Origin of the sequence: Ureibacillus massiliensis 4400831 = CIP 108448 = CCUG 49529 (assembly GCF_000772965.1) — a bacterium.
In the GTDB taxonomy this organism is placed as follows: Bacteria; Bacillota; Bacilli; order Bacillales_A; family Planococcaceae; genus Ureibacillus; species Ureibacillus massiliensis.
In genome coordinates this window covers 1-416 of the sequence record NZ_JPVQ01000151.1, presented here as the reverse complement: position 1 = coordinate 416, position 416 = coordinate 1, and the positions used below count along the sequence as shown (strand labels likewise).

At 33.2% G+C, this 416-nt stretch carries 1 protein-coding gene; it reads right to left on the bottom strand.

Annotated elements, in window-relative coordinates:
- Positions 1-300 (bottom strand): transposase family protein (locus tag CD30_RS19325; protein WP_036180969.1); only part of this gene is annotated, 300 nt, incomplete at its 3' end.
- Positions 301-416: the final 116 nt, after the last annotated feature.

Sequence of the window (416 nt, the reverse complement as noted above, 5' to 3'; positions counted from 1 at the left end):
CCATTCTTTCGAGAAACGTTGATATTTATCCACGAAAGGGGATTTTTCTGAAAAACGTTTCCCACATTGGCATACATAACGACGACGTTTATAAAAAAGGACGGTTAATCGTTCAAACCATTTTAAATGATTAATTTTTTGAATTCGATAATCATGGACTTTTGATGTTATATTCTTGCATGCTGGACATTGATGTTCTTTTTTTGGTATGGAAACGTGTAGAACAATACGTTCCCCCATCTCCTCCACCTTATGAACAGTTACACCTTTTAATCCTGGAATATTCATGTTAAAATTCATTTGCACGTATCACCTTTCATTGCTTGTTTTTCGACAATTCAAGTATATAGAAATCGGTGATTACGTGCTTTTTTATTTATGAAATTTTTTCAAACCCCAACAAATATTATAGAGCC